Origin of the sequence: Klebsiella sp. ME-303 (assembly GCF_007910085.1) — a bacterium.
Taxonomy (GTDB): Bacteria; Pseudomonadota; Gammaproteobacteria; order Enterobacterales; family Enterobacteriaceae; genus Klebsiella; species Klebsiella michiganensis.
Genome location: NZ_VOJB01000073.1, coordinates 176,340 through 198,997, shown reverse-complemented (window position 1 = coordinate 198,997; position 22,658 = coordinate 176,340). Strand labels below are relative to the sequence as shown.

At 56.6% G+C, this 22,658-nt stretch carries 20 protein-coding genes and 1 pseudogene; 6 read left to right on the top strand and 15 right to left on the bottom strand.

Annotation, left to right across the window (positions count from 1 at the left end):
* The 7 genes from FQK12_RS12965 to pdxA form a co-directional block, all read right to left on the bottom strand.
* Positions 1 to 173, bottom strand: a 173-nt coding sequence (locus FQK12_RS12965) for a hypothetical protein (protein WP_186711202.1), incomplete at its 3' end; no start/stop codon positions are given.
* 18 nt (positions 174 to 191) lie between these two features.
* Entirely contained in the window at positions 192 to 1,142 is a 951-nt protein-coding gene (tal, locus tag FQK12_RS12960; protein WP_014228865.1) for a transaldolase, read from the bottom strand.
* A 30-nt stretch (positions 1,143 to 1,172) separates the two neighbouring features.
* Complete coding sequence (rpiB, locus tag FQK12_RS12955; RefSeq protein WP_014228864.1) at positions 1,173 to 1,631, bottom strand: ribose 5-phosphate isomerase B; 459 nt, start codon at positions 1,629 to 1,631, stop codon at positions 1,173 to 1,175.
* Between the two features lie 28 nt (positions 1,632 to 1,659).
* Positions 1,660 to 2,034, bottom strand: a complete 375-nt coding sequence (locus tag FQK12_RS12950) for a PTS glucitol/sorbitol transporter subunit IIA (protein ID WP_014228863.1) — start codon at positions 2,032 to 2,034, stop codon at positions 1,660 to 1,662.
* Between the two features lies 1 nt (position 2,035).
* Positions 2,036 to 3,055, bottom strand: a complete 1,020-nt coding sequence (locus FQK12_RS12945) for a 2-keto-3-deoxygluconate permease (protein ID WP_014228862.1) — start codon at positions 3,053 to 3,055, stop codon at positions 2,036 to 2,038.
* Positions 3,056 to 3,147: 92 nt separating this feature from the next.
* Positions 3,148 to 4,866: a four-carbon acid sugar kinase family protein gene (locus tag FQK12_RS12940; RefSeq protein WP_014228861.1), complete on the bottom strand. Its 1,719-nt coding sequence runs from the start codon at positions 4,864 to 4,866 to the stop codon at positions 3,148 to 3,150.
* Positions 4,867 to 4,901: 35 nt separating this feature from the next.
* Positions 4,902 to 5,909 carry a 4-hydroxythreonine-4-phosphate dehydrogenase PdxA gene (gene pdxA / locus FQK12_RS12935; protein WP_014228860.1) on the bottom strand — a complete coding sequence of 336 codons (1,008 nt, stop codon included), beginning with the start codon at positions 5,907 to 5,909 and terminating at the stop codon, positions 4,902 to 4,904.
* A 242-nt stretch (positions 5,910 to 6,151) separates the two neighbouring features.
* On the opposite strand from pdxA, the gene FQK12_RS12930 reads away from it, so the two are divergent.
* Entirely contained in the window at positions 6,152 to 6,946 is a 795-nt protein-coding gene (locus FQK12_RS12930) for a triose-phosphate isomerase (RefSeq protein ID WP_014228859.1), read from the top strand.
* Between the two features lie 41 nt (positions 6,947 to 6,987).
* Positions 6,988 to 7,950: a sugar-binding transcriptional regulator gene (locus tag FQK12_RS12925; protein WP_004101147.1), complete on the top strand. Its 963-nt coding sequence runs from the start codon at positions 6,988 to 6,990 to the stop codon at positions 7,948 to 7,950.
* Positions 7,951 to 8,246: 296 nt separating this feature from the next.
* On the opposite strand, the gene cobB is transcribed toward FQK12_RS12925, so the two are convergent.
* The 6 genes and pseudogenes from cobB to FQK12_RS27990 all read right to left on the bottom strand — a co-directional run.
* The gene (gene cobB / locus FQK12_RS12920) at positions 8,247 to 9,077 is read right to left on the bottom strand and encodes a Sir2 family NAD+-dependent deacetylase (RefSeq protein WP_014838101.1); all 831 of its coding nucleotides are present in this window, start codon (positions 9,075 to 9,077) and stop codon (positions 8,247 to 8,249) included.
* Positions 9,078 to 9,091: 14 nt separating this feature from the next.
* Positions 9,092 to 10,003: an N-acetylglucosamine kinase gene (gene nagK / locus FQK12_RS12915; RefSeq protein WP_014228857.1), complete on the bottom strand. Its 912-nt coding sequence runs from the start codon at positions 10,001 to 10,003 to the stop codon at positions 9,092 to 9,094.
* Between the two features lie 48 nt (positions 10,004 to 10,051).
* The gene (gene lolE / locus FQK12_RS12910) at positions 10,052 to 11,296 is read right to left on the bottom strand and encodes a lipoprotein-releasing ABC transporter permease subunit LolE (RefSeq protein ID WP_014228856.1); all 1,245 of its coding nucleotides are present in this window, start codon (positions 11,294 to 11,296) and stop codon (positions 10,052 to 10,054) included.
* Complete coding sequence (gene lolD / locus FQK12_RS12905) at positions 11,296 to 11,997, bottom strand: lipoprotein-releasing ABC transporter ATP-binding protein LolD (protein ID WP_014228855.1); 702 nt, start codon at positions 11,995 to 11,997, stop codon at positions 11,296 to 11,298. Before lolD ends, lolE begins: the two co-directional genes overlap by 1 nt.
* Positions 11,990 to 13,189 carry a lipoprotein-releasing ABC transporter permease subunit LolC gene (gene lolC, locus FQK12_RS12900; RefSeq protein WP_004849945.1) on the bottom strand — a complete coding sequence of 400 codons (1,200 nt, stop codon included), beginning with the start codon at positions 13,187 to 13,189 and terminating at the stop codon, positions 11,990 to 11,992. Before lolC ends, lolD begins: the two co-directional genes overlap by 8 nt.
* 200 nt (positions 13,190 to 13,389) lie before the next feature.
* A pseudogene (locus FQK12_RS27990) lies at positions 13,390 to 13,455 on the bottom strand (hypothetical protein); the annotation flags it as partial.
* A gap of 39 nt (positions 13,456 to 13,494) precedes the next feature.
* Between FQK12_RS27990 and mfd the strand changes: the two are divergent.
* On the top strand, positions 13,495 to 16,941 hold the full coding sequence (gene mfd, locus FQK12_RS12895) for a transcription-repair coupling factor (protein ID WP_014228854.1): 3,447 nt from the start codon (positions 13,495 to 13,497) through the stop codon (positions 16,939 to 16,941).
* A gap of 166 nt (positions 16,942 to 17,107) precedes the next feature.
* The gene (locus FQK12_RS12890; protein WP_014228853.1) at positions 17,108 to 18,067 is read left to right on the top strand and encodes a L,D-transpeptidase family protein; all 960 of its coding nucleotides are present in this window, start codon (positions 17,108 to 17,110) and stop codon (positions 18,065 to 18,067) included.
* Positions 18,068 to 18,287: 220 nt separating this feature from the next.
* Here the strand turns inward: FQK12_RS12890 and bhsA are convergent, their stop codons facing one another.
* On the bottom strand, positions 18,288 to 18,545 hold the full coding sequence (gene bhsA / locus FQK12_RS12885) for a multiple stress resistance protein BhsA (protein ID WP_004131427.1): 258 nt from the start codon (positions 18,543 to 18,545) through the stop codon (positions 18,288 to 18,290).
* 249 nt (positions 18,546 to 18,794) lie between these two features.
* On the opposite strand from bhsA, the gene FQK12_RS12880 reads away from it, so the two are divergent.
* The gene (locus FQK12_RS12880) at positions 18,795 to 19,430 is read left to right on the top strand and encodes a TetR/AcrR family transcriptional regulator (protein WP_004849937.1); all 636 of its coding nucleotides are present in this window, start codon (positions 18,795 to 18,797) and stop codon (positions 19,428 to 19,430) included.
* A 370-nt stretch (positions 19,431 to 19,800) separates the two neighbouring features.
* Entirely contained in the window at positions 19,801 to 21,978 is a 2,178-nt protein-coding gene (locus FQK12_RS12875) for a TonB-dependent siderophore receptor (RefSeq protein WP_014228851.1), read from the top strand.
* Between the two features lie 55 nt (positions 21,979 to 22,033).
* Here FQK12_RS12875 and FQK12_RS12870 read toward each other — a convergent pair whose 3' ends face one another.
* Positions 22,034 to 22,573, bottom strand: coding sequence for a glycine zipper 2TM domain-containing protein (locus FQK12_RS12870; protein ID WP_004131424.1), 540 nt, complete (start codon positions 22,571 to 22,573; stop codon positions 22,034 to 22,036).
* Positions 22,574 to 22,658: the final 85 nt, after the last annotated feature.

The following is a 22,658-nucleotide window of genomic DNA, read 5'->3' as shown; positions in this document are numbered from 1 at the left end:
CATGACGGGTTCTGCGGGTTATGATTCAGGAAATCACGCCACAGGACTTCGGCAATGTCAGCCATACCCATCGGGGCACCCGGGTGACCGGATTTGGCTTTCTGTACTGCGTCCATGCTCAGCGCTCGCAGCGCGTTGGCGCACAGGCTGCGGGTGGTTTTTGTGGTATTCATAAGTCTCTTTTCCTGCCCTTACAGCATCTGCTGAATCTGATTTTCCAGTTTGACCTGATCGACCGCGAACAGGCGGATACCTTCCGCCAGTTTTTCCACCGCCATCGGATCCTGATGATGCTGCCAGAGGAACTCCGCCTGAGTCATCGGGCTGGGGCGGGTTTCCGTCACGCAGCCGGGCGCCAGCTGGCGACTCAGCGCGCCTTCGCTGGCGGCCAGTTCATCAAGCAGCGCCGGGGAGATAGTCAGGCGATCGCAGCCCGCCAGCGCCTGGATCTGCTCGATACGGCGGAAGCTGGCCCCCATCACCACGGTGTCGTAGCCGTGCGATTTGTAGTACTGATAAATCTGGCGCACGGAAACCACGCCCGGATCGCTGTCGACCTGATACTCCGACTGCGGTTGGTTTTTCTGATACCAGTCGTAAATACGCCCCACGAACGGCGAGATTAAAAAGACGCCCGCTTCGGCGCAGGCCCGCGCCTGGGCAAAGGAGAACAGCAGGGTCAGGTTACAGTTGATACCGCTTTGTTCCAGCTCCTCTGCGGCGCGAATCCCCTCCCAGGTGGCGGCAAGTTTGATAAGGATGCGTTCCGGCCCGATGCCGTTCTTTTCATACATCTGAATAAGCTTGCGCGCCTTCGACACGCACATCCCGCGATCCCAGGCAAAACGGGCATCGACTTCGGTAGAAATACGCCCCGGCACATGACGCAGTACCTCGGTACCGATATCCACCGCCACCTGATCGCAGGCGTTTATCAGCTGCGTTTCCGGGCTGCCGCCCTGCCGACGCGCCTTGCCGATTGCGTCGGCAATCAGCGCCTGATACTGCGGGAGCTGCGCGGCCTTCAGCACCAGTGAAGGGTTGGTGGTCGCATCCTGCGGGGCAAATTTTTTAATCGATTCGATATCGCCGGTGTCGGCAACCACCGTGGTGTATTTTTTCAGTTCGTCTAACTGGCTCATAGTCTGTTCCTTATATTACGACTGCGGATATTAATCTCTGGCGTGCTGGTGTTCGTAATAGTCGATACGCTCCACTTTCGACGCGGAGCCGCCGCCTTCATATTCGGATTCAAGCCAGGCCTGAATAATTTTTTTGCCCAACTCCGGGCCAATCACGCGCGCGCCAAGAGTGATAATCTGCGCGTTATTACTTTTGCGCGCCCGCTCGGCGGAGAAAGTATCGTGGCACTGGGCGGCTCGTACCCCCGGCACTTTATTTGCCACAATGCTCATTCCAATGCCTGTGCCGCAAATCAGGATGCCGCGATCGTGCTCGCCCTGCTTTATTGACATTGCCACCGCGTGGGCAACATCCGGATAGACCATGCTGCCCTGGCGTTTATCGCTGCTGTAATCCGCGACCTTAATTCCCTGCCCATTCAGATAAGCGACGATAGCGTCGCGAAAAGCATAGGCGGCATCATCCGCACCAATAGCGATTGTTTTCATGATAATTTCCTTAATTTAGCTGTACGTCTTAATTTAGTTCCGGATAAAAAAAGATTTGGTCGCCGCGCTGAATATCCTGGGGGACGTCACCATTGAGATGCACCATCCCCGGTAATTCAGCGGTGGCAGCGCCATCAAATTTTAAAGTGATATGGCCAAGCCGTTTTAAATTTGCCGTTGCAACGCTACCTACCGCCGTGACTCGATAAATAGTCTCATTTATTTTCATTATCTGCCCGGGTGACAATTCAGCTGTCAGCTCACTGCTCTGATGTACGGCGCAATACATCGCAATATCGTCAGGAACGGATTCAGAAAATAAAATCAGCTGATGCTCCTGTAGAGAGTTTTTGACATATTCCCCGACAGCCGTGATAAGTAATGAATACAACGGCGCGATCATATTATTTGTTCCCTTTGGTGGCAGGCGAAGATAATGTCACTTTCTCTTCACTGGTTTCTTCTTTTACTGGTTCAACCCTCGGCGCGCGCTTTTTCAGACGTTTATCAAACCAGGCCACCAGTATCGGCGCGGTAATCATGGTGATGATGCTCGCCGTCGCCAGCTGCGCGGTCGCGGCATCCACGTACATCGCCAGCGAGGGGTCGGCCTGAGCCACCATTGCCGGCGTCAGCGCAGAGCTGGCGGCGGTTGTCCCCAGCGCGGCGCCCAGCGCGGTTTTCTTCTTCAGGAACAGGTTGTAGATAAAATAGAACACAATGCCGGTTAGCGCAGAGATAATGCCAAGCAGGATCCCGGACAGTCCGGCGGTAAAGACCGTGTTAATGCTGGAATTGGCGCCGATGGCAAACGACATAATAATGATAATCAGCGGCTGAGCGGCGGCGCACAGCTGTTTGAAACGATCATCAAGGTTGCCCCATAGCATACCAATCAGCAGCGGGATCAGCATCGATAGCAGCGCGGCGAAAGGAATATTGGCCAGGCCGCTGACCCCCAGCACCATCATGGTAACAAAGGGCCCATCCTTGACGCAGAAGACGGAGATCGCCCCGGCGTCGCTGGCATCGCCGTAGTTGCTGCACAGCGCGATATATAGCGAGCTGTTGGAGCTGGTTAAGCAGGCAATCAGCGCCAGGGTCGAAATACCGAGGAAACCGTTGGGGCCAAACATCGCTCCGGCCACCCATACGGCCAGCGCGCCGGCGAGGCATTTCAGGAACAGCAGCACCGCGCCTTTATAGAGCGGCAAGCCGGCCTGGCGGATATTGATCGAGGTACCGCAAATTAGCAGAAAAATCCCCATCATTGCGCTGGAACCAACCTTGAATAATGCGGTCGTCGGGCCGCCGATGCCCAGGACTTCCGGCGCAAAGGTATTAATAAGAATCGCCGCGAGCAACGGAATAATAATTAAACCGCCTGGCACCTTATTCATCTTCTCTAATATATTTATGTTCATAGGGTAACTCATAAATTATGATTTAACAGAGATAACGACGCAATACTACCCGGACGACCATTACGTCGTTTTTTATTTATATGACCGGTGGGTTATAGCTGCGCTTCTTTATAAATTCTTTCAACAATAGTACTAATAATATCTTCTGGTCCGGTTAAACCGCCTTTACCGACGCAAATCAATCCCGCATAATCGCCGCCGATAATACGCACCATATCGGTTTGCGGTATCACGTAGTCAATCATTTCAATCCCGGTAGCGCCGAGCTCTTTAAGAACATTCACCATCGTATCGCCACCGGTCATATACAGGCCTTTAATTTCTCCGGCTGCGCAGTTAAGCACGTCACGAACAATATTCCCCAGTCCCTGGTTAATATTTTCCGCAGCCTGTCCGTGGGCCAGCCCAAAGCGCTGCTCTTCTTCCTGAAGATTCAGCAGCCGCCCGGTTAACGCGGATTCAAAAACGAAGATGGCGTTCTGCTGTGCCGGCACGCACTGCCGGGCATGCTGCACCACGCGATTCACTTCGATTTCAGCGGCGTTTTTCCTGTCAACCAGCAGTTCGGCATCAACAGGAATGTGACATACTCTTTCGTCATTAGCGATCAGATGCTGAAGCTGCTTTTTAGTCACCGGCGTGGCGCTACCGGCAACCACCAGAATCGAACCGCGCGGGTTTTCCGCCCCTGACGACGCTGTCGCGCTGCTGCGCGCTTCCCGCATCAGGCCACGACGGACCGCAAGCCGCTCGGTAAAAGGCCCCGGGTCGACCGCCAGCACGTTCCAGTTCAGCGCCACCACCGCCCCGGCAATCGCATCGACATCGTCAACGGTAATCGCATCAACGACGATCACCCGCACGCCGCGCTGCTGCTGTTCCTGGAGATCCCGCTGCAGTTGCCCCTCGCCTTTCATCACCGAGGCCAGCGCGATATGTCCGACCTGATGATGGGTCTGCGCCGCCAGCAATCCCGGCACCCAGGATTCGGTAACCGGGGTACGTACATCGCGTGCGACATCGGTTCGCGAAAGCGCGACGGAGTCAATTACCGAATAGCCGCCAACCAGAATACGCCGCGACTGCGGCATCGCCGGCACGACGACGGCAACCGTTTCCAGCGGCAATTGTTCCAGCATGGCGTCAATTTCAAAGCCGATACCGCCGCGCAGCGTGGTATCAATACGCTTGGTAAAGTAGTGCGCGCCGCGCGCCTGCAGCTGCTTCACCGCGGCGCTGACCTGCTGCTGGGCTTCCGCTTTCGGCAAAGGACGGCTGTCGCTGCTGACGACCATCGCCGGATACTCCACCTCATTGCGGGCGAAGGATTCAGTATCGAAGAACGCGGCGGTTTTTAACCCGCTACGCGCCAGCAGCACCCCGACGGTGGTCGCACCGGTCAGATCGTCGGCCACGATCCCCAGCTTACCGCCTTCCCCCTGCGGCCAGATCATTTCAATACAGGCGGGCGTCACGCCGGAGACGTAGATTCCTTCATGAATAAACTCCGCCAGCGGGCCACTTTTACCGGTGGGATGGAGGTTAATCGTCGGAATACCGCGTTTGGGATAGAGACCGCAGCGTAGCGTGCCGCCGCAGTCGATAACCATCAGGCCGATCTCCTCTTCCGGCGGCTCGCCATTTTTAAATACGTCGACGGAAGGCCAGCCGGTCAGTTCGCTCAGGCGCTCAACAACCGGGGGACAAATCCCCCCGGTGATATAAGCAATCTTTTTCGCCTGGCTAATATTAATGGTCAGCGGCCCGCCCCAGCCCTTACAGCCTTTGCTAATTAACAGATGTTTTTCCATTTCTCTGCCCTTTTGCTTCGCATTAACCTCAGCGATTAGTGGTTTTTCATTTTCCAGTAGCTCACCGCGGCCATCGTGGACTCCAGCATACTGACGGTGCCCGCTTTACCGGTGCCGGCAATATCAAACGCCGTGCCGTGGTCTACCGAGCTACGCATAAACGGCAGGCCAAAGGTAATGGTCACGGAACGCTCAAAATCGAGGGTTTTACAGGCGATATGCCCCTGATCGTGGTAAAGCGAGAGGATGGCGTCATAGCGCCCCTGTTTACCCAGATGGAAGACGGAATCTGCCGGCACCGGGCCGATGGCGTTAATCCCCATTTCCTGCGCCGCTTTGACTGCCGGGATGAGGTTATCGGCTTCTTCGTGGCCAAACAGGCCGTTGTCTGAACCATGCGGATTCAGCGCGGCTACCGCAATGCGCGGATTTTTGATATTTAGCGCGGTGAACTCATGGTGGATCTGCTGCACGCAGGCCAGAACGCGCTCTTTATTGGCGTAATCGCAGGCGTCTTTAAGCGCCATATGACGGCTCACGAAGAAGACCCGCAGGTTATGAACGTGGAACATGGTCAGGCCATAATCGGATTGCGTTTCAACCTGATAGATCTCGGTATGACCCGGCAGTTTACACCCCGCCAGCTTGATTGCTTCTTTATGAATCGGCGCGGTAGAGACCACATCGATCAGGCCGGCTTTCCCCAGTTCGATAGATTTCAGAACATAGTCCAGCGACATCTGCCCCGCCAGCTTCTGCACTTTGCCCCATTCAATGCTCTCGCAGTCATAATCATCGGTTTCCAGCACGTCCAGCGTACCCCAGCTGAAGCGAGCTTCCTGCGGATGGCTAATTTTGTTAATCGGAAAATCACAGCCCATGATTTTCATTGCTCTGGCGATAATCGGCGCTGAGCCAATCAAAAAAGGTTTGCACTCGTCGTAGACGCTTTTCTCCATCATCGTCGCGACTGAAATCTCCGGACCAATCCCGGCAGGATCGCCAATGGTAAGTGCGACAACGGGCTTTTTCTCTTGTGACATCGTGGACCTCTCGTAGTGAAAATCGGTTTGTTCATATGTTCAATAGTGAATCATATGGTCAAAACATTACCTGATGATTGAGAGGTTATTGGTGATTTAGATCACATAAAAAAATCCATAGATTTATTTTATAAAAAAATGTGATCTAACATATGTTCATTGGGTGATAAAAAGTTCAATCTCACTCATAAGCGAAAGCCATTTCACGACAAGCTATTGATTTACCTATTACGGAGAACAAAATGGAACAAATCTGGTTAGGAACCAGCTGGAAAATGAACAAACCGTTATCGCAAGCCATGGCCTTTTGTGAAACGCTGGCGCAGCGGTTACCGCAGGTGAGGCATCCGAAAATCCAGCCGTTTATTATTCCCCCTTTCACCGCCATTTATCCCGTCAGCCAGTATCTACAGCAGCATCAGATCCCCTGCCTGACCGGCGCGCAGAATATGCATGAAGCGGAAAACGGCGCCTGGACCGGTGAAATATCCGCCGCCATGCTGGCTGAAACCGGCGCCGCCCTGGTCGAGCTTGGTCACTCCGAGCGTCGCGGCGCGTTCAATGAATCCGACGCCGCCATTAACCAAAAAGTACATCGCGCCCTGCGTCATGGCCTTCGGCCTCTGATCTGTATCGGCGACAGCGCCGATGAAAAACGCTGGCAGGTCTCACGGGAAACGGTAGTGCGGCAGATGAAAATCGCGCTTTATGGCCTGAATGAACAGCAGGTTTTACACACTCTGGTTGCCTATGAGCCCATATGGGCTATCGGCGAACACGGCACGCCGGCGACGCCGGAGCAGGCCGCAGAGATCCACCGGGCGCTGCGTCAGGCGTTATGCGAGACCTTCAGCGAAGAAATCGGACGGCGCGTTCCCCTGCTGTACGGCGGTAGCGTCAATCGGCAAAATGCCGTAGAACTCCTTCAGCAGGATGACATTAACGGACTGTTTATTGGCCGCGCGGCATGGGATGCCAACGGCTATTGCGACATTGTTCAACGCGTTACAGAGGAATTTATTCTTCAGGCGCAGTAGTATTAGGGAGACATCAAAGATGGAAACACCAGGCGATAACTATGACTGAACAAGACTCAGATTATGCGCTGCTGACAGAAATTGCCGTGGCCTATTACGATCAGGAGCAAACCCAGGAAGAGATTGCAAAACGCTTTGGGATCTCACGCATTAAGGTCGGTCGGCTGCTGAAAAAAGCTCGCCACGAAGGAATTGTCGAGATCAGCGTGAAATACCACCCGGTCTTCAGCTCCCAGATTGAGCAGCAGTTTATCTCCCATTTCGGCATCAAGCGCGCGCTTATCGCCCTGGACCATCACGACGAGGATGAACAGCGCCAGCAGGTCGCGGCGCTGGTCAGCAACTATCTCGCCGGGATCCTCAAAAGCGATATGACGGTGACCGTCGGGCAGGGTCGCAACGTCGCCGCCGTGGCCAACCACGTGGGGATTTTTCCGGAGCGCAACTGTCGCTTTATTTGCGGTATCGGCGGCACCAAGCGCGACAACCAGCTGATCGATGCCGATCACATCAGTCGAAACCTGGCGCGTAAATTCAACGGTTTTAGCGAAACGCTGTACGCCCCGGCCTATGTCGAAACGCCGGAACTGCGCTCGGCGTTTATGCAAAACCGGCTGATTAAAGCCACGCTCGAACAGGCCAGCAAGGCGGATGTCGCCATCATTGGCCTTGGCGATATGAATGAAAATAGCTTTATGGTGCAGCTCGGCTGGTTCTCCCCACAGGAGATTGCGACCGCGCGCCAGGAACAGGGCGTAGTGGGCGATCTCGCCGGCTATAGTTTTTTCAATATCCAGGGTAAACCGGTTGATACGGTGATGAACGATCGGGTTATCGGCCTGAGCCTTGAACAGCTCCGCGCCATCCCGTGCGTGATCGCCATTGCTTCGGAAAGCACCAAGGCAACGGCGATTCTCGGCGCGCTGCGCACCGGCGTGATTGACGTGCTGGCCACCAGCGCATCCAATGCCCGGGCGGTGATTAATATGCAGAAGGCGCTATGAATAAAGGGCGCCGCGGCGTCCTGAATTTCATGAGCGACCTGCCCTGGCGATTGTCGTACGCTTTTTCTCGGGCGGTGGCAAAAGCGTGGATTATTTCTTGTCCTGGTTTTCGTTAAGACAGCAGCAAGCTTTCCCGCAACATAATTCAGCGGCTTCCACAACGCGCTCAGCACGATAAGCGGGCCGAACCTCGCCGAACCGCCCCTACTGCGGCCAAAATTATCGCGACAGATATTGCTAATGGGCTATCCATAGCCACTCCTGTTTTCCGTAACGCTGTAGTGATGAGGTTGCGTTTATCCTGCCAGCTGTTTAAGCAGCTTTTCCACAAAGCACGGTACCACTTCGCTTGCCAGGCCATAGTGTTTTTCGGCAAATTCGCTGCCCACCTGGCTTGGCTCGAGGTTGAGCTCTACCGTATGGGCGCCCTGCAGCCGCGCTTCGTGAACAAAGCCTGCCGCCGGATAAACGTGCCCGGAAGTGCCGATGGCGATAAAGATATCGCACTCGGCCAGCGCAAGGTAGATCTCATCCATATCCAGCGGCATCTCGCCGAACCACACCACGTGCGGGCGCAGCGGCGCGGGGAACTGGCAGCAGTGGCATTTGTCCTCCGTCGTCACATCGCCGGTCCACGCCAGCACCTGGCCGCTCCACGAGCAGCGCACCTTCAGCAGCTCGCCGTGCATATGAATCACCCGGCGATTGCCCGCGCGCTCGTGCAGATTATCGATATTCTGGGTGACCAGCAGAAAACGATCGCCCAGCGCCTCTTCCAGCCGCGCCAGCGCCTGATGCGCCGCGTTGGGCACGATGTCCGGTCCTTGCAGCTGGCGGCGGCGGTCATTGTAAAACGCCTGCACCAGCGCCGGATCGCGGGCGAAGCCTTCCGGCGTCGCCACGTCTTCCACCCTATGCTCTTCCCACAGGCCATCGGCGGCGCGGAAGGTTTTAATTCCCGACTCTGCCGAAATACCCGCGCCGGTTAGCACCACGACTCTTGGTTTTTCCATCGTTTCAGGGGTCTCCTTATCTTCGCCGAAGAAAATCCGCTGACGCAGACGGTCTCGTAACCGACGCTTATTGCGGCGAAATCGGCTTAATCGATGTAAGCGGCGCGACTGCATAGCTACCTCTGTCGTTATTGAGTCAGATGAAGGAAGGCCGCACCGCGCATGCCTCCGGCATCGCCATGGCGCGCGCGCTCAATGCGCGGCACGCCGGCAACGGGAAGCAGATGTCGCGGCAGGCGCTGCGCCAGCCCTTCGGTTATTGCTGTAAAGTTAGACAATCCACCGCCAAGCACCAGCAGATCCGGGTCGACAATCGTTAAAATATTGCCCAGGCATACCGCCAGTAAATCGAGATAGCGCTCGACGTGCTCGCGCGCCTTCGCGTCGCCCTGCTGCCATAGCGCGACGATCTCGGGCGAGGTTAAAGCGTGTTGGTAAAAATGTTCATACAGCCAGGCGAAGCCGCGTCCGGAAAGGTAGTTTTCAATGCAGCCCAGCTGGCCGCAGCCGCAGCGCGTAAGCGGAAAATCGCGCCCCACCACCTCCAGCGCATCCACCGGCAGGCGGATATGGCCGAATTCGCCGGTAATATAGCGATGCCCGGTAATCGATTTTCCGTTGAGCACCAGCCCCCCGCCAACCCCGGTGCCGAGGATCATCCCCATCACCAGCGGATATTGGGTGAACTCGTCATCCCACGCTTCGGAGAGGGCAAAACAGTTGGCGTCGTTATCAAGCCGCACATCGCGGCCCAGACGTTCGCTCAGATCGGCCCGCAGCCGCCTGCCGCTGGCGGCGGGCACGTTGGCGGCGTAGAGCGTGCCGTCTTCCGTCTCCGGCATGCCCGGAATACCGATGCCCACCGAGCCCTGGCAGCCGAAGCGCTGGTCGGCTTCTTCAACCAGCTCCTCTACCGCCTGCAAAAATGCTTCGTAGCTCTCTTTCGGCGTGGCGACGCGTTTTTCCCACTGCAGCCGCCGCGATTTATCAAATACGCCCAGCGCTATCTTGCTGCCGCCAATGTCAAATCCATAGTACATTTCAGCAATTCCTCTTTACTGGTCAGCAAAGCCGACCATGACGATAAATTACTGGCCACTCAGCACCCTCGCCGGGTCAATGCGGCTGGCGCGGCGGGCGGGATACCAGCTGGCCAGCAAACTCAGCAACAGTGCCGTCACCAGCACGTAAACGACGTCCAGCCAGTGCAGTTCAGACGGCAGGAAGTCAATAAAATAGATGTCGCCGGAGAGGAATTTATGCCCGATCAGGTTCTCAATACCGTTAATGATTGCGGTCAGCTTAAAGGCGCAGATAACGCCAATCGCCACCCCAATCAGGCTCCCTACCGAACCGGCAAGTAAACCATACCATACGAAAATCGCGCGGATCAGCCCGTCTTTTGCGCCAAGCGTGCGCAGCACCGCAATATCGCCGCTTTTATCTTTCACCGCCATCACCAGGGTCGAGACGATGTTAAAGCAGGCCACGCCAATCACCAGCACCATCGCCAGGTACATAATGGCGCGGATCATCTGAATGTCCCGGTACATATAGCCGTAGGTGCCTATCCAGCTCTTGATATAAACGTAGCTATTGGTCACCTGGCCCGCATCGCGTACCAGGGTGTTGGCATGAAACACATCGGTCACTTTGATGGCGATCCCCGTCACGCTGCTGCCCATATCAAGGTACTGCTGCGCATCCTGCATGGGAATCATGGCAAAACTATGATCGAGCTGACCGCTGAGCTGCAAAATACCGGCGACGTGAAGCCTGACGCGCTTTGGCTGCAGCAGCTGATGCTCGGCATCGGAGTTAGGGATCATAATTGACACCCAGTCCCCCTGCTTAACGTGCAGGGCATCGGCGACGCCTTTACCGAGGATCACCTGCTGTTCGCCGGCTTTAAAGCTGGCCCACGCATTGTTCTGCACAAAGTTGGGCAGCGAACTGAGACGGCTCTCCTGCTGCGGGTCAACGCCTTTCACCTGGATGGCGCGCATATTGCTGCCGCTCTCCACCAGCCCGGTGAAGTTAATATATGGCGCCGCGGCAACGATGCCTTTGACCTTCTCAACCTTCGCCAGCGCCTCGTTCCAGTTGTTCCACGGCTGGTTCACCGGTTCAATCTCACCGTGCGGGACCACCGCCAGAATGCGGTTGTTGAGCTCGCGTTCGAAGCCGTTCATCGCGCTCAGGCCAACGATCAACACCGCCACGCCCAGCGCGATACCGATCGTCGAAATAACCGAAATCAGCGACACCATCCCACCGCGCCGCCGTCCACGGCTGAAGCGCAGGGCAATCAATAACGATAACGGAGAAGCCATTACTCAGCCCCCATCAGGGAGAGTTCGGCTGTCAGGCGCCCGTCGCGCATCTCCAGCTGGCGGCTCATGCGTTTTGCCAGCTGCAGGTCGTGGGTCACCACCAGGAAGGCGGTACGCTGCGCCACGTTCAGCTCGCCAAGCAGCTGAAAAATGCTGTCGGCGTTGCGGGCGTCAAGGTTACCGGTGGGCTCGTCCGCCAGCACCAGGCGCGGTTTATTGACCAGCGCACGGGCAATCGCAACGCGCTGACGCTCGCCGCCGGAGAGCTCCGACGGACGGTGGTCGCTGCGGTGCTCAAGCCCGACGGCGCGCAGCATCGCTTTCGCCTGCCGCTCGATATCCGCCGCCTTCTGCTTACCAATCAGCAGCGGCATCGCCACGTTTTCCAGCGCGGTGAAATCCGGTAAGAGGTGGTGAAACTGATAGATAAAGCCCAGTTCGCGGTTGCGCAGATCGGCGCGGGCGGCGGCGGAGAGCTGGCTCATCGGCTGGCCGGAAAAGATAACGTCGCCGGAGGTCGGCGTATCCAGCCCGCCAAGCAGATGCAGCAGCGTACTTTTGCCGGAACCGGAGGTACCGACAATCGCCATCATCTCACCCTCCTCAATGCTGAAGCTGACATCATGCAACACGTCGGTTTGCACGGTGCCTTCCTGATAGCGTTTGCACAGGTTGTCGCATTGCAGCAGGATCTTATTCATAACGTAAAGCCTCAGCGGGTTGAGTGGCGGCAGCGCGCCATGAAGGATACAACGTAGAGAGTAATGCCAGCACCATTGCCACCAGGGCAATCACAATGACCTGCAGCGGCTCAATGGCCACCGGCAGCGCGGCGCCGTCGAGGAACGCGCCGATAATCGGCATCAAATTATTCAGCTGGCTGGCCAGCAGCGCGCCCAGCCCGGCGCCAAGCAGCGCGCCGACGATCCCGGCGCTGGCCCCCTGAACCATAAAGACCAGCATGATCTGCCGCGGCGTCAGGCCGAGGGTCTGGAGAATCGCCACCTCGCCCTGTTTTTCCATCACCATCATTCCCAGAGAGGTAATGATGTTAAAAGCGGCGACGGCGACGATCAGGCTCAGCAGCAGGCCCATCATATTTTTTTCCATCCGCACGGCCTGGAACAGCTCGCCTTTACGCTCGCGCCAGTCCTGCCATTTGGTCCCTTCCGGCAGCGTCTGCTGGCTGAGAGTATCCACCTGTAAAGGCTGATTCAGCCACAGCCGCCAGCCGGTAATATTTCCCTGCGGGTAGCGCATCAGGCGCGAGGCGTCGTCGATGTTGGTCAACATTTGATAACCATCGACTTCACTGCTGGCGGCAAAGGTACCGATTACGTTAAACAGGCGCTGGCTGGGAAGCCGCCCCATCGGGGTAAACTGGCTGGCGGAAGGCACCATCACGCGGATTTGATCGCCGCGATTGACGCCCAGCTGTCCTGCCAGCTGCTCGCCCAGGATGACGTTATACTTGCCGGCCTGCAGATCGCTCTGCTTGACGTTAACCAGGTAGGGCGTCAGGGGATCTTTTTGCGCCGGGTCGATGCCGAGCATCACGCCGACCGCCACGCTGCGGGCGCTTTGCAGTACAACATCGCCGGTGGTCAGCGGCGCCACGCGGGTGACCCCCTGTAATCTGGCCGCGCTTTCCGGCAGCTGTTGCGGGTTTACAGACCCCTGCTTGGCGCTAAGAATGGCCTGCGGCATCAGCCCCAGGATGTTGTTTTGCAGCTCGCGTTCAAAGCCGTTCATCACCGAAAGAACGGTCACCAGCGCCATCACGCCAAGCGTAATGCCGATGGTCGAAAGCCAGGAGACGAAACGACCGAAGCGGTCGGCTGCGCGCCCACGCATATAGCGAAGGCCGATAAAGAGTGCGGCAGGTTGATACATGTAATCCATCTGATTGCTGATAGCCGATGCCCGAGTATATAAGCGATTATGGGCAGCGTAAATGACTGATACCTGTAGATTTTATTGACAAAAATAGCAAAACATCAATATAAACAACAAGATAGACAGGTAAGTCATTATTTAACTTTACGCTTATCGGAGTTCGTTACATTTTTGGCCACGACAGGATGTTTGCGATACGGGTTGGCGAATCCGGGTCGATCGCGGATAATCTCACTATTGAATATCAGCGAGTTGCCCTCCATATCGGCAGAGCGAATACCCAAGAGATCATGATACCGTCTATGCCTGAACAATACCGATACTCTCTGCCGGTTAAAGCCGGCGATCAGCGCCAGATTGGCGAACTGACCGGCGCGGCCTGCGCCACTCTGGTGGCGGAAATGGCCGAGCGCCACGGCGGCCCGGTGGTACTGATTGCCCCCGATATGCAAAACGCCCTGCGTCTGAATGATGAAATCAGGCAGTTTACCGATAGCATGGTGGCGGGCCTGGCGGATTGGGAAACCCTCCCCTACGATAGCTTTTCCCCGCACCAGGACATTATCTCTTCCCGTCTCGCCACCCTGTACCAGCTCCCGACCATGGAACGCGGCGTACTAATTATCCCGGTCAGCACCCTGATGCAGCGCGTCTGTCCGCATAATTTCCTCCACGGCCACGCGCTGGTGATGAAAAAAGGCCAGCGCCTGTCGCGGGATGCGCTGCGCTCCCAGCTGGATAGCGCCGGCTATCGTCACGTCGACCAGGTGATGGAGCACGGCGAGTACGCCACGCGTGGCGCATTGCTTGACCTGTTTCCTATGGGCAGCGAGCAGCCCTACCGTCTCGATTTTTTTGATGATGAGATAGACAGCCTGCGTCTGTTCGACGTCGACAGCCAGCGTACGCTGGAGGAAGTCGCCAGCATTAACCTGCTTCCGGCGCACGAATTCCCGACGGATCAGGCCGCTATCGAGCTATTCCGCAGCCAGTGGCGCGACCGCTTTGAGGTCAAACGCGACGCCGAGCATATTTATCAGCAGGTCAGTAAAGGCACGCTGCCCGCGGGAATCGAATACTGGCAGCCGCTGTTCTTTAACGAGCCGCTGCCGCCGCTGTTCAGCTATTTCCCGGCGAAAACGCTGATCGTTAATACCGGCGATCTGGAGGCCAGCGCCGAACGCTTCCAGAACGAAACCCGCGCCCGCTTTGAAAACCGCGGCGTCGACCCGATGCGCCCGCTTTTGCCGCCGGAACAGCTGTGGCTGCGCAGCGATGAGCTGTTTAGCGAGCTCAAAAAATGGCCGCGCGTCCAGCTCAAAACCGAGCGTCTGGCGGAAAAAGCCGCCAACACCAATCTCGGTTATCAGAAATTACCCGAGCTGGCGATCCAGGCGCAGAACAAAGCGCCGCTGGATAACCTGCGCCGATTCCTCGAGTCCTTCAGCGGGCCGGTGATTTTTTCGGTCGAGAGCGAGGGGCGTCGAGAGGCGCTTGGCGAAATGCTGGCGCGTATTAAGATCGCGCCAAAGCATATCCTGCGTCTTGAAGAGGCGACGGGTAATGGCCGCTATCTGATGATCGGCGCCGCCGAGCATGGTTTCGTCGATAGCCAGCGTAATCTGGCGCTGATTTGCGAAAGCGACCTGCTGGGCGAGCGCGTCGCGCGCCGTCGTCAGGACTCTCGCCGCACCATCAATCCCGATACGTTGATTCGTAACCTGGCGGAGCTGCATATCGGCCAACCGGTGGTGCATCTTGAGCATGGAGTTGGGCGCTACGCCGGAATGACCACCCTTGAAGCGGGCGGCATCAACGGCGAATACCTGATGCTGACCTACGCCAACGATGCCAAACTGTACGTGCCGGTGTCGTCGCTGCATCTGATTAGCCGCTATGCGGGCGGCGCGGAAGAGAATGCGCCGCTGCATAAACTGGGCGGCGACGTCTGGGCGCGGGCGCGGCAGAAAGCGGCCGAGAAAGTGCGCGACGTGGCCGCCGAACTGCTGGATATCTACGCTCAGCGTGCGGCGAAAGCGGGCTACGCGTTTAAACATGATAAAGAGCAATATCAACTGTTCTGCGACGGCTTCCCGTTCGAGACCACGCCCGATCAGGCGCAGGCTATTAACGCCGTACTAAGCGATATGTGTCAGCCGCTGGCGATGGACCGTCTGGTGTGCGGCGATGTCGGCTTCGGCAAAACGGAAGTGGCGATGCGCGCCGCGTTTCTGGCGGTTGAAAACCATAAGCAGGTGGCGGTGCTGGTGCCGACCACCCTGCTCGCCCAGCAGCACTTCGATAACTTTCGCGATCGCTTCGCCAACTGGCCGGTGCGCATCGAGATGCTCTCGCGCTTTCGTAGCGCCAAAGAGCAGGCGCAGATCCTCGAGCAGGTCGCGGAAGGGAAAGTCGATATTCTTATCGGCACCCATAAACTGCTGCAGCCGGACGTTAAGCTGCGCGATCTCGGCCTGCTGATTGTTGATGAAGAGCACCGCTTCGGCGTGCGCCATAAAGAGCGCATCAAGGCGATGCGCGCCGACGTCGATATCCTGACCCTGACCGCCACGCCTATTCCGCGTACGCTGAATATGGCGATGAGCGGTATGCGCGATCTGTCGATCATCGCCACCCCGCCCGCCCGCCGTCTGGCGGTCAAAACCTTCGTCCGCGAATATGACGCGCTGGTGGTCCGCGAGGCGATCCTGCGTGAGGTACTGCGCGGCGGCCAGGTTTACTACCTCTATAATGACGTGGAAAACATCCAGAAAGCCGCCGAGAGGCTGGCGGAGCTGGTGCCGGAAGCGCGCATTACCATCGGTCACGGCCAGATGCGCGAGCGCGAACTCGAACGGGTGATGAACGATTTCCATCACCAGCGCTTTAACGTGCTGGTGTGCACCACCATTATCGAAACCGGGATCGACATTCCAACGGCGAACACCATTATTATCGAGCGCGCCGATCACTTCGGTCTCGCACAGCTGCACCAGCTACGCGGTCGCGTCGGTCGTTCGCACCATCAGGCCTATGCCTGGCTGCTGACCCCGCATCCGAAGGCGATGACCACCGATGCGCAAAAACGCCTTGAGGCGATTGCATCGCTGGAAGATCTCGGCGCTGGTTTCGCTCTGGCAACGCATGACCTCGAAATTCGCGGCGCGGGTGAACTGTTGGGCGAGGATCAGAGCGGTTCCATGGAAACCATCGGCTTCTCCCTCTATATGGAGCTGCTGGAAAATGCCGTTGACGCGCTGAAAGCAGGCCGCGAACCCTCGCTGGAGGATCTTACCAGTCAGCAGACCGAAGTTGAGCTACGGATGCCGTCGCTGCTGCCGGATGACTTTATCCCGGATGTGAATACGCGCCTGTCGTTCTACAAACGCATTGCCAGCGCGAAGAACGAGAATGAGCTGGAGGAGATCAAAGTCGAGCTTATCGATCGCTTTGGCCTGCTGCCCGATCCGGCAAGAAACCTGCTCGATATCGCCCGACTGCGCCAGCAGGCGCAGAAGCTGGGGATCCGCAAGCTGGAGAGCAACGAAAAGGGCGGCACCATTGAGTTTAACGAGAAGAATAACGTGAATCCGATGTGGCTGATTGGCCTGTTGCAAAAGCAGCCTCAGCACTATCGCCTGGATGGCCCAACGCGCCTCAAGTTTACGCAGGACCTTGCCGAGCGTAAAACGCGGATGGAGTGGGTGCGCCAGTTTATGCGCCAGCTCGAAGAGAACGCCGCCGCCTGATAGCAGGCGGGATACGGCCTGTGCGTCGTATCCCGCCCCTCCCCACTTGTTCGGCAAAATTTACAAACATTTTGCAATCCCTCTGAACTTCCAGACACTCGCTTCGCCATAATCTCAGGGACTTTTCGTATAAAAATAACCACTTACTTATTATGGAATTAGGGTGATGAAAAGCTTTACGCGAATTTTTCTCTGGCTGGGGATGATAGCTATCGCCGCCGCGCTGGCGCTGCCCGCTCGCGCCAATACCTGGCCCCTGCCGCCTCCGGGCAGCCGTCTGGTCGGGCAAAACCAGTTTCATGTCGTCGAGAATAACGGCGGCTCGCTCGAAGCGATCGCCAAAAAGTACAACGTCGGTTTTCTGGCCCTGCTCCAGGCTAACCCCGGGGTGGATCCGTATGTTCCACGAGCCGGTAGCGTGCTGACGATTCCGCTGCAAACCCTGCTGCCCGACGCGCCGCGCGAAGGATTAGTCCTTAACCTGGCCGAACTTCGCCTCTATTACTATCCGCCAGGAAGAAGTGAAGTGACCGTTTATCCTATCGGCATTGGCCAGCTCGGCGGCGACACCATCACGCCGACAATGGTTACCACCGTCTCCGACAAACGCGCCAACCCGACCTGGACGCCGACGGCCAATATTCGCGCCCGCTATAAAGCAATGGGCATTGACCTGCCCGCCGTCATGCCCGCTGGCCCGGATAACCCCATGGGGCACCACGCTATTCGCCTGGCGGCGTACGGCGGCGTGTATCTGCTGCACGGCACCAACGCCGACTTCGGCATCGGCATGCGCGTCAGCTCCGGCTGTATTCGCCTGCGCGATGACGACATCAAAGCGTTGTACAACGAAATCACCCCTGGCACCAGGGTGACGATTATCAATACGCCAATCAAGGTGTCCGTGGAGCCGAACGGCACCCGTCTGGTGGAGGTCCATCAGCCGCTGTCAAAACATATTGATGACGACCCGCAGACGCTGCCCATTACCCTTACCGACAGCATGCAGGCGTTTAAGCAGGCACAGTTGACCGACACCGAGGTAATGGAACGCGCGATGATGCTGCGTTCGGGCATGCCGATTGACGTCACCCGCCACCATCGCGTAACGGAGCAGCCGCTCTAGTTCGCTAAACTGCCGACGAAAAAAAACCGCCTTCAGTTCACTGAGGCGGTTTTTTTATGGCAATAATCAAACAGGGTCCTGCTTTTCTGCGGGTTGCGGCGCCATATAAGGGGCGGGCACCGCCTCTCGTCAGAGAACAACGTACTTCTTACTTTATGCGGACTGCTGAAGGGGGTCAGATCCGCGCGTAGTCAGTGGCATAACAGGGGTAGCGCAACAATTATTTGTAGATAACCGCAGTCCCGTGAAGGGTGTTAGGACCGGTTACGGACGTAATACGGTAAGAGGTTGCGCCCATCTCTTCCGCTTTTTGCGCCAGCTGATCTTCCAGCGAACCCAGGTTGGTCCCGGCTGAGGCGGAAACGGTACCGATTTTATGCTGACCCGCCGGCGTTGACTGAACTTCTACAGCGGCGAAGCTGGCGAAAGAGAGTGAGCTAAGAACAGCGGCGATAGCGAGTGTTTTAACATTTTTCATGATTGTTATACCTGTGCAGATGAATGTTTTTGTAGGGGCGAACGCATTTAATTAACGATCGATAGGGAAATGATAATGTGATCCACATCACACGTCAAACTATTTTTATAACGACCGTTTAACTATTTATAAACAGCTTAAAATTCATACATATATGAATTATTTATTTTTAGAGCAACATCGCTGGTAGCACGTAAGGTTTATTTTTATAATGCCCTTTCAACAAACCAACACAGGTACAGCGGCACCATGACAACTGACGTTCAAAGTTGCACAAAAAAAAGCCGTGGCCGACCTAAAGTGTTCGACAGGGAAGCGGCGCTGGATAAGGCCATGACACTCTTCTGGCAGCACGGCTATGAAGCGACCTCTCTCGCCGATTTAGTGGAGGCGACGGGCGCAAAAGCGCCTACGCTCTACGCGGAATTTGTGAATAAAGAGGGGTTGTTTCGCGCGGTGCTGGATCGCTACATCGCGCGTTTTGCCGCCAGGCACGAAGCGCTCCTCTTTGACGAAGAGAAAAGCGTCGATCGAGCGTTACGCGACTACTTCACCGCCGTCGCGACTTGCTTTACCAGCAAAGAAACGCCGGCAGGCTGCTTTATGATTAATACCTCCGCAGCGCTGGCGGCGGCGTCCACCGATATCGCCAATACCGTTAAGTCCCGGCACGCGATGCAGGAACAGACGCTAACGCAGTTTCTCCAGCAGCGGCAGCTGCGCGGCGAGCTGCCGCCAGACGGCGACGTACGTCAGCTGGCGCAGTTCCTCAACTGCATATTACAAGGCATGTCGATCAGCGCCCGCGAAGGCGCCGACTTCACTAAAATCATGCAAATCGCCGAGACCACGCTGCGTCTGTGGCCTCAGGTTCTTCAGCGCTAAGACCTCGCTTACCGGTGGGCTCCCCACCGGTTCCCCTCCCCTTTATCCCTACATAACGCAATGTTTTCAGTCATTTATTTTGTTCATTTCGCGAGAATGATATTGATAACAATAATCAATACGGGCAAAATTCGGTGTTAAACGTTTCTGTATATTTCACCATGTAACAACCGGTACGCCCGTACCGAATAACGAAAACAACGATATCGTAAGCCCTAAATAATTCGAGTTGCAGGACATGGCGCTTGTGCCTTGATCTGCGCTAGCGCTGGCCCCGTAGGGGCGAGGCCCATGGATGGGCCGAGTAATCCGCAGTCAACACACCTGCAACTTGAAGAATGAGGGGCATAAACTCATAAAAGGAATGAGCATGAACAAGCGTCTCTGGGTGCTTAACCCACTGCTGCTGGCAACCGCCCTGCCCGCCTGGGCCGCTGATGACAGCATGATCGTCAGCGCAAACCGAACGCACCGCACCGTCGCTGAAATGGCCCAGACCACCTGGGTTATCGAAGGCCAGGAAATTGAACAGCAAGTTCAGGGCGGAAAAGAATTTAAAGACGTGCTGGCGCAGCTGATCCCCGGCATCGACGTCAGCAGCCAGGGACGCACCAACTACGGCATGAATATGCGCGGCCGCGCGATCGTCGTGCTGATTGACGGCGTTCGCCTTAACTCCTCCCGTACCGACAGCCGCCAGCTGGATTCTATCGATCCGTTTAACATTGAGCATATCGAGGTGATCTCCGGCGCCACATCGCTGTACGGCGGCGGTAGTACCGGCGGCCTTATTAATATCGTCACCAAAAAGGGCCAGCAGGAGCGTCAGGTCGATCTGGAGCTGGGGAGCAAAACCGGTTTTGCCAACAGCAACGATCATGATGAACGCGTGGCGGCAGCGGTCAGCGGCGGTACCGACCACGCTTCCGGCCGTTTATCGGTCGCCTATCAGCGTTTTGGCGGCTGGTATGATGGCAATAATGATGCGCTGATCCTTGATAATACCCAGACCGGGCTTCAGCATTCCGACCGCCTGGATGTGATGGGAACGGGAACCATTGAGATTGACGAGAACCGTCAGCTGCAGCTGGTAACCCAGTACTATAAAAGCCAGGGCGACGATTACGGTCTGTACCTCGGGAAAAATATGTCGGCGGTGACCGGCGACGGCAAAGCCTTTACCACCGATGGCCTGAACTCCGACCGCGTCCCCGGCACCGAACGTCACCTGATAAGCCTGCAGTATTCCGATGCCGATTTCCTCGGCCAGAATCTGGTCAGCCAGGTCTATTATCGTGATGAATCCCTGACTTTTTACCCTTTCCCTACGCTCAGCAAAGGCCAGGTCAGCAGCTTCTCCTCTTCAAAGCAGGATACCGATCAGTACGGCGCGAAGATCACCCTGAATAGCCAGCCGCTGGATGGCTGGGATCTGACCTGGGGAGTGGACGCCGACCACGAAACCTTCAACGCCAATCAGATGTTCTTCGATTTGGGCCAGTCTATGTCTTCCGGCGGTCTGAATAACCAGGCTATCTACACCACCGGCCGTTATCCCGGCTACAGCATTACCAACCTGGCGCCGTTCCTGCAGTCCAGCTATGACCTGAACGACATCTTCACTATCAGCGGCGGCGTACGTTATCAGTGGACGGAAAACCGGGTCGATGATTTTGTCGGCTATGCCCAGCAGCAGGATGTCGCCAGCGGCAAGGTCAGCTCAGCGGATGCCATTCCGGGCGGAAAAACCGATTACGACAACTTCCTGTTTAACGCCGGGATTGTCGCCCATCTCACCGATCGCCAGCAGACCTGGTTTAACTTCTCTCAGGGCGTTGAGCTGCCGGATCCGGGCAAATACTACGGCATCGGAAAGTACGGCGCGGCGGTCAACGGCCATCTTCCGCTTATCTCAAGCGTGAACGTTGGCGATTCGCCGCTGCAGGGAATTAAAGTTAACTCGTACGAACTGGGCTGGCGCTACACCGGTGATAATCTGCGCACTCAGCTGGCGGCTTACTACTCGACCTCCGATAAAACGATCGTCGTTAACCGTACCGATATGACCATCGATGTGCAGTCCGATAAACGCCGTATTTATGGCGTAGAGGGCGCGGTGGACTACTACTTCCCGAACAGCGACTGGAGCGCCGGAGCTAACTTTAACGTGCTGAAATCGCAGGTGAAAAGCGACGGTAGCTGGCAGAAGTGGGACGTCACTCTCGCCTCGCCGTCAAAAGCCACCGCGTGGGTGGGCTGGGCGCCGGAGCCGTGGTCGCTGCGGGTGCAAAGCCAGCAGGTGTTTGATATCAGCGATGCCAGCGGCAACAAGCTCGACGGCTACAATACGGTAGACTTTATCGGCAGCTACGCGCTCCCCCTCGGCAAGCTGACCTTCAGCATTGAGAACCTGCTCAATGAAGATTATGTCACCGTCTGGGGCCAGCGCGCGCCGCTGCTGTATAGCCCGACCTACGGCAGCAGCTCTCTCTACGAGTATAAAGGTCGCGGACGCACCTTCGGCCTGAACTACGCTTTGAGCTTCTGATAAAAAAGCCCCTCAGCCAGAGAGCCTGAGGGGCGAATAAAGATACACATCTTTTTTACGCTTTGTTAGTCAGAATCAGTTGGCCATTGCTGTCCAGCGGGATTTGCGTACCAGGGTCGCGATCCATACGGATTTTGCCCTGCTGGTCGCCGATTTTGTAAGTGACATCGTAGCCGAGCATTTTTTCTGATTTATCGTACACCGTTTTGCAGCGCTGCTGCGTCGTGGTGTAGGTATCCCCTTCCTGCATTGAGCCCTGAATCTGGTTACCGGCATAGCCGCCGCCCAGCGCGCCTACGACGGTGGCAACGTCGCGGCCGCGTCCGCCGCCGAACTGATGGCCAATAACCCCGCCGGCTACCGCGCCCAGCACGGATCCGGCGATGCGGTTTTCATCCTGCACCGGTCGACGATGGGTCACGGTGACGTTCCGGCACTCCTGGCGCGGGGTTTTGACGCTCTCTTTTATCGGCGTACTGGACACTACCTGTGCATACTGCGGGCCGCGATCTAACACGTTAAGACCGGCAACGGCTGCGACGCCCAGCGCGGCAGCCACGCCAATTCCTATACCCGCCAACATTGATTTATTCACGGGACTTCCTCCTTCGTTGCTATTGCCCGTAATTTTGCAATCCAGGCATCAGGCTTGCAAATAAGAAAGCGGATGAAAAGTGCGT

Coding starts and splice junctions, on each gene's coding strand:
- FQK12_RS12875 (WP_014228851.1), top strand. CDS start 19,801: ATGAACAAGCGTCTCTGGGTGCTTAACCCACTGCTGCTGGCAACCGCC.
- lolC (WP_004849945.1), bottom strand. CDS start 13,189: ATGTATCAACCTGCCGCACTCTTTATCGGCCTTCGCTATATGCGTGGG.
- FQK12_RS12930 (WP_014228859.1), top strand. CDS start 6,152: ATGGAACAAATCTGGTTAGGAACCAGCTGGAAAATGAACAAACCGTTA.
- cobB (WP_014838101.1), bottom strand. CDS start 9,077: ATGCAGTCGCGCCGCTTACATCGATTAAGCCGATTTCGCCGCAATAAG.
- nagK (WP_014228857.1), bottom strand. CDS start 10,003: ATGTACTATGGATTTGACATTGGCGGCAGCAAGATAGCGCTGGGCGTA.
- FQK12_RS12940 (WP_014228861.1), bottom strand. CDS start 4,866: ATGGAAAAACATCTGTTAATTAGCAAAGGCTGTAAGGGCTGGGGCGGG.
- FQK12_RS12950 (WP_014228863.1), bottom strand. CDS start 2,034: ATGATCGCGCCGTTGTATTCATTACTTATCACGGCTGTCGGGGAATAT.
- bhsA (WP_004131427.1), bottom strand. CDS start 18,545: ATGAAAAATGTTAAAACACTCGCTATCGCCGCTGTTCTTAGCTCACTC.
- FQK12_RS12945 (WP_014228862.1), bottom strand. CDS start 3,055: ATGAACATAAATATATTAGAGAAGATGAATAAGGTGCCAGGCGGTTTA.
- FQK12_RS12890 (WP_014228853.1), top strand. CDS start 17,108: ATGAAAAGCTTTACGCGAATTTTTCTCTGGCTGGGGATGATAGCTATC.
- tal (WP_014228865.1), bottom strand. CDS start 1,142: ATGAGCCAGTTAGACGAACTGAAAAAATACACCACGGTGGTTGCCGAC.
- rpiB (WP_014228864.1), bottom strand. CDS start 1,631: ATGAAAACAATCGCTATTGGTGCGGATGATGCCGCCTATGCTTTTCGC.
- lolD (WP_014228855.1), bottom strand. CDS start 11,997: ATGAATAAGATCCTGCTGCAATGCGACAACCTGTGCAAACGCTATCAG.
- mfd (WP_014228854.1), top strand. CDS start 13,495: ATGCCTGAACAATACCGATACTCTCTGCCGGTTAAAGCCGGCGATCAG.
- pdxA (WP_014228860.1), bottom strand. CDS start 5,909: ATGTCACAAGAGAAAAAGCCCGTTGTCGCACTTACCATTGGCGATCCT.
- FQK12_RS12880 (WP_004849937.1), top strand. CDS start 18,795: ATGACAACTGACGTTCAAAGTTGCACAAAAAAAAGCCGTGGCCGACCT.
- FQK12_RS12925 (WP_004101147.1), top strand. CDS start 6,988: ATGACTGAACAAGACTCAGATTATGCGCTGCTGACAGAAATTGCCGTG.
- lolE (WP_014228856.1), bottom strand. CDS start 11,296: ATGGCTTCTCCGTTATCGTTATTGATTGCCCTGCGCTTCAGCCGTGGA.